General features: G+C 75.3%; 5 protein-coding genes and 1 pseudogene. 3 read left to right on the top strand and 3 right to left on the bottom strand.

Annotation, left to right across the window (positions count from 1 at the left end):
- Together JNW98_RS34575 and JNW98_RS34580 are read right to left on the bottom strand one after the other, a co-directional pair.
- Positions 1–171: response regulator transcription factor (locus tag JNW98_RS34575; protein ID WP_372459401.1), on the bottom strand; the 171-nt coding region annotated here is incomplete at its 3' end.
- Positions 168–1463, bottom strand: a complete 1296-nt coding sequence (locus tag JNW98_RS34580) for a sensor histidine kinase (RefSeq protein ID WP_308015702.1) — start codon at positions 1461–1463, stop codon at positions 168–170. The genes JNW98_RS34575 and JNW98_RS34580, both read right to left, overlap by 4 nt.
- Before the next feature lie 325 nt (positions 1464–1788).
- On the opposite strand from JNW98_RS34580, the gene JNW98_RS34585 reads away from it, so the two are divergent.
- From JNW98_RS34585 to JNW98_RS34595, 3 genes are all read left to right on the top strand, one after another.
- Positions 1789–2832 (top strand): methyltransferase, encoded by a 1044-nt coding sequence (locus JNW98_RS34585; protein ID WP_223772241.1) that lies wholly within the window; start codon positions 1789–1791, stop codon positions 2830–2832.
- Between the two features lie 178 nt (positions 2833–3010).
- Positions 3011–4114: an amidohydrolase family protein gene (locus tag JNW98_RS34590; RefSeq protein WP_223772242.1), complete on the top strand. Its 1104-nt coding sequence runs from the start codon at positions 3011–3013 to the stop codon at positions 4112–4114.
- Between the two features lie 234 nt (positions 4115–4348).
- Positions 4349–5305: an SCO1860 family LAETG-anchored protein gene (locus tag JNW98_RS34595; RefSeq protein WP_223772243.1), complete on the top strand. Its 957-nt coding sequence runs from the start codon at positions 4349–4351 to the stop codon at positions 5303–5305.
- Positions 5306–5332: 27 nt separating this feature from the next.
- Here JNW98_RS34595 and JNW98_RS34600 read toward each other — a convergent pair.
- Positions 5333–5471: pseudogene (locus tag JNW98_RS34600) on the bottom strand (Rv2231c family pyridoxal phosphate-dependent protein CobC); the annotation flags it as partial.

Below are 5471 nucleotides of genomic sequence, written 5' to 3' on the forward strand. Positions count from 1 at the left end.
GTCCATCAGCACGATGTCCGGGCGCGTGGCGCGGGTGACGGACAGGGCCTCGACGCCGGTCGCGGCCTCGCCGACGACCTCCATGCCCGGTTCGGCGCCCAGGATGGCGCACAGGGCGGTGCGGACCATGCGTTCGTCGTCGGCGACGACGATGCGGAGCGGGGTGCTCACCGGGCCGCACCGCCCAGCGGCAGGCGGACGGACAGGCGCCACACGCCGTCCCGCGCGCCCGCGGTGCTGGTGCCGCGCAGCAGCCGGGCGCGCTCGGCGATGCCGGTCAGCCCGCGACCGCCGCCGCCGCGGGTGCGGGCGGGGGTGCGCCCGACGGGGTTCTCCACGGTGACCTCCAGGGTCTCGGTGTCGGTGGTGACGTGCAGCCGCACGGGCACCGGGCCCGCGTGCCGCAGGGCGTTGGTGAGGCCCTCCTGGACGATCCGGTACGCCTCGCGGGAGACGACGGGCGGGAGCGCGCCCAGTCCCGCCGGGGCGGTGACGTCGACCGTGCCGCCGGCCGCGCGGGTGCGTTCCACGAGCGCGTCCAGGTCGGACAGGGTCGGCGCGGGCGCGGCGGAGGCCGGGCCGTCCTCGCGCAGCAGGCCGAGGACGGTGTCGAGTTCGCCGACCGCCTCGCGCGTGGTCTCCTCGATCGAGGTGAGCGCCCGGCGGGCGAAGGCGGGGTCGCGGTCGAGGACCCGGCGGGCCGCACTGGCCTGGAGCAGGACCGCGCTCAGCGCGTGGCCGACGGAGTCGTGCAGTTCGCGGGCGAGCCGGTTGCGCAGGGCCAGTTCGTGGGCGCGCCGCTCGGCCGCCGCCAGCCGGTCGGCCGCCGTCGGGCCGAGGAGGGCGGGCGCCCGGCGCGCGAGCACGGCACCGGCCGCCCGGGAGGTGACCGCCAGCAGCACCATCAGCCCCAGCCCGCAGAGCGGGGCCAGCAGCGGCAGCAACGGGCCGCCGAGGATCCGGAACCAGGGCAGCCGGCCGGGCGCGTCCGGGTCCAGGAACGGCATCGTGCAGAGCGCGACGGCGGCGGGCGGCGCGGCCAGCGACATGCCGCTGACGACGCCGCCCAGCGCGAGGTGCAGGGTGAAGTAGAGGGCGGGGCGGCCGCGTTCGGCCCAGGTGCGGGCCGGTCCGGTGGCGAGCTCGGCGTCCCCGACGTCGCACAGGGCGCGCGCGGTCGCGCTCTCCAGCGGGCGGATCATGGGGAAGAGCAGCGCCGAGAGGGCGGCGAGCGGGAGCGCCACGGCGAAGGTGGTGATCTGGAGCAGGGGGGAGAGGAACACGTTGACGCCCCGGCCGCGGTGGACGAGCGACAGGAGCACGTTCGCCAGCAGGAAGTACGGCATCACCAGGGCGCCGCCGATCAGCAGGTGCACCCAGCGCAGCCGCGCCCGCCGGCCCAGGAGGCCGCCCAGGTGACCGCGGAGGAGGGCGCGCGGTTCCGGGCGCGCGCCGGCCGTCACGGCGCGGTGCGGGCGTACGAGCGCGCGTGCGCCGGCTGCTGTACGCCGGTCGGCGGCCGTTCGGTGGCCGGACGTCCGGTCGGCGGTCTTTCGGTCGGCGGTCTGTCCGCCGGCGGTCTTTCGGTCACGGGGTCAGCGTAGGTGACGGGTACGCGCCAGAGGGAAGGGATCCCGCTCCCTCGGCTCCCTCGGTGTCAGAACGGCTACAGCACAGGATCGATGACGGGCAAGGGCTGGACGGAGCGGTACGGCATGGTCCACTTTCGACACCACACGCGACCGACCGGACACCGACCGGACATCGACTGGACACCGAGGAGTGCATGTGAACGATCTCGACTCCGCCCGGCAGGGCGGCTCAGGGGCGCTGGACTCGATATTGCGCATCGCCTTCGGCTTCCAGGCGTCGAAGGTGCTGTTCACCGCCGTCCGCTTCGGCGTCTTCACGGAACTGGCCGAAGCACCGCTGACCGCCGACGAACTGCGCGCCCGGCTCGGTCTGCACCCGCGCGCCGCCCGGGACTTCCTCGACGCGCTGGTGGCCCTCGGCCTGCTGGACCGCGGCCCCGGCCCCGGCGGCCGGTACGCCAACACCCCCGTCACGGCCCGCTACCTGGACCGCGGCAGCCCCGCCTACGTGGGCTGCGCCCTGGAGATGTACGACAACCGGCTCTACGGGTTCTGGGGCAGCCTCGCCGACGGGCTGCGCACCGGCGAGCCGCAGAACGAGATCCGGGACGGCGGCGAGCTGTTCGGCACCCTCTACAAGGACCCCGAGCGGCTGGCCGGTTTCCAGCAGGCGATGACCGGGCTCACCATGCGCTCCGCGGACGCCCTCGCCGAGGCCGTGGACTGGTCCGCCCGCCGCACCGTCGCCGACATCGGGTGCGCCGAGGGCGCCATGCTCAGCCACCTCCTCCACCGCCACCCGCACCTGCGCGGCACCGGCCTCGACCTGGAGGCCGTCCGCGGCAACTTCGAGCGCCACCGCGAGCGTTGCGGCCCCGCCGACCGGCTCTCGTTCACCGCCGGGGACTTCTTCGCCGACCCGCTGCCCCGCGCCGACGTCCTCCTCTTCGGCCACATCCTGCACGACTGGGACCTGCCCGCGAAGCGGACGCTGCTGCGCAAGGCGTACGAGGCGCTGCCCGAGGGCGGCCTCGTCGTCATCCACGAGAGCTTCATCGACGACGACCGGCGGGAGAACCTCGTCGGACTGCTCGGCAGCCTCAACATGCTCATCGAGACCCCCGGCGGCTTCGACTGCACCGCCGCGGACTGCCGGAGCTGGCTCGCGGAGGCCGGGTTCCGGGAGACCTGGTCGCGGCACCTGGCGGGCGCGGAGTCGATGGTCGCCGGCCGCAAGTGAGCGCGCCCGGGGTGACGTGCGCGTCCGTGGTGACGGGGGTGACACTTGCGGTGCCGGGTCCGGGCGGGAGACTGGCGAGGACCGATCGTGACCCCGGCGGAGCCGGACCGGAAGCGTCCGTACCCTCGGCGGCGCGGTCACGCGGTGACACGGCGATGCCTGCCGGACGGGAGAGGACATGACGCACGACAGCACGGTGCTGCACATCAAGGGACGGGTGCTCACCGGGCCGGACCCCGACGGCGGGGTGCGCGACGAGATGTGGGTGACCGGCGGCCGGATCACCTTCGAGCGCCCGGCCGGGGCGCGGGACGTCACGACCGTCGAGGGCTGGGCCCTGCCGGGCCTGGTGGACGCCCACTGCCACGTCGGCCTGGACGCGCACGGCCCGGTCGACGCCGCGACCGCCGAGAAGCAGGCGCTGGCCGAACGGGAGGCGGGCGCCCTGCTGTTGCGCGACGCCGGCTCCCCGTCCGACACCCGGTGGATCGACGACCGGGACGACCTCCCGCGCATCATCCGCGCCGGCCGCCACATCGCCCGTACCCGCCGCTACATCCGCAACTACGCCCACGAGATCGAGCCCGAGGACCTGGTGGCGTACGTGGCGCGGGAGGCGCGGCGCGGCGACGGCTGGGTCAAGCTGGTGGGCGACTGGATCGACCGGGAGACCGGTGACCTGGCCGCCTGCTGGCCGCGCGGCGAGGTCGAGGCGGCCATCGCCGAGGCGCACCGGCTGGGCGCCCGGGTGACGGCGCACTGCTTCGCCGAGGAGTCGCTGGCGCCGCTGGTGGAGGCCGGGATCGACTGCATCGAGCACGCGACCGGCCTGACCGAGGAGACGATCCCGCTGTTCGCCGAGCGCGGCGTCGCGATCGTCCCGACGCTCGTCAACATCGCCACCTTCCCGCGGCTCGCGGACGGCGGTGAGAAGAAGTTCCCGCGCTGGGCGGACCACATGCGGCGGCTCCACGAGGGCCGTTACCGCACGGTCGGCGCCGCGTACGACGCCGGCATCCCCGTCTACGTGGGCACGGACGCGGGCGGCTCCCTCGCCCACGGCCTGGTCGCCCAGGAGGTCGGTGAGCTGGTCAAGGCCGGCCTCCCGTCCTCGGCCGCCCTCGCCGCGGCGACCTGGGGGGCGCGGGAGTGGCTGGGACGCCCGGGGCTGGAGGAGGGCGCCTCGGCGGACGTGGTCGTGTACGAGGCGGATCCCCGGGCGGACGTGCGGGTGCTGGCGGCGCCGCGGCGGGTGATCCTGCGGGGAAGGGTGGTGGGTTGATGAGGCAGCGTCTGCGGTAGGAGCTTCCTCCTGTTGCCGACGCTTCGAACTGGCGGGCGGAAACCACCCGTTGGGATGAACTCCCTCAAGAATGCTCGCCGTTCACTCTCCCGGGAACGACCATGACGTGGTCGACGCCGACGGCGCGTGATGTCCCCCATCGGCGCGCCGTCGGCTCCTTCTCTCGTGGGGAGTTCCACACCCGTGTCCAGCACCACCAGATCTTCCTTCGGCATGCCCGTTTCCCGGCGCAGGGGCCTGCCGTCCGCCGCTTTTCTCGCCACCCTGACCGCTGTCGCGGCGGGCACCACCCCTGCTCACGCCGCCCCCGCCACGGGCGACCACCGCACGGGCAAGGCCGACGCCGTCGTCCTCCGCGCCGGGCTCGACGTGTCGCTGCTCGACAAGACCGTGCGGGTGCCGGTCAACGCGTCGCTCAACGACGTCCACGCGCCCGGGAACGCGGCGCGGACCGCGCTCACCGTGCGGGCGGGCGGCGCGGAGCAGGGCCGGCCGGTGGAGCTCCTCCGCGCCGACGCGGCCACCGCCCGCGCCACCGCCGACGAGCGCGCTGCGACCGGCCGCGCCGAACTCCTCCACGCCAAGGTGCACGTCCCCGGCCTGCCGCTGCTCTCCCTGATCGAGGTCCGGCAGGTCACCGCGGAGGCGGTCTGCCGGGCCGGACAGCGGCCCACCGCCACGTCCAACCTGCTGGGTTCGGTCACCGTGCTCGGCAAGAAGGTCACCCTGACCACCGGCGGCACGACCAACGTCGACGTACCGGGCGTCGGCCGGGTCCGCCTGGACCTGTCGAAGACCGCCACCACCTCCCGCACCGGGGCCGCGACCGCCCTCGAACTGGCCGTGGACGTCAACCCGTTGAAGCTCAACGTCGCCGAAGTGCACGGCCGCGTCACCCTCGTCCGCGCCGGCTGCGAGTCCCCGGCCGGCCCCGGCAAGCCGGCCAAGGAGCCCCCGGCCCCCGCCAAGCAGACCCCCGGCAAACCGGCCACCCACGCCCCCGGCCCCGAGGTCAAGCCGCAGACCGTCGCCGACAAACGCGACCTCGCCGAGACCGGCGGCTCCTCCGCCACCCCCTGGATCGCCGGCGCGGCCGGCCTCCTCGTCCTCGGAGGCGGCGGCGCCCTGATCACCGCCCGCCGCAGGGCGGGGGCGCGGGGGCGCGGCTAGAAGGGGAAGCGCGGGCGGGGTGGCCCCTCAGCCCCCCGCCAGTGCCTTCTCCAGGGCCTCCGCGAAGCGGTCCGTCGTCGGGCGGTCGCGGACCGCGAGGCGGAGGTAGTCGGGGCCGAGGCCGGGGAAGGTGTCGCCGCGGCGGACGGCGAAGCCGAGGCCGCGG

This window comes from Streptomyces huiliensis, assembly GCF_020037025.1.
GTDB lineage: Bacteria > Actinomycetota > Actinomycetes > Streptomycetales > Streptomycetaceae > Streptomyces > Streptomyces huiliensis.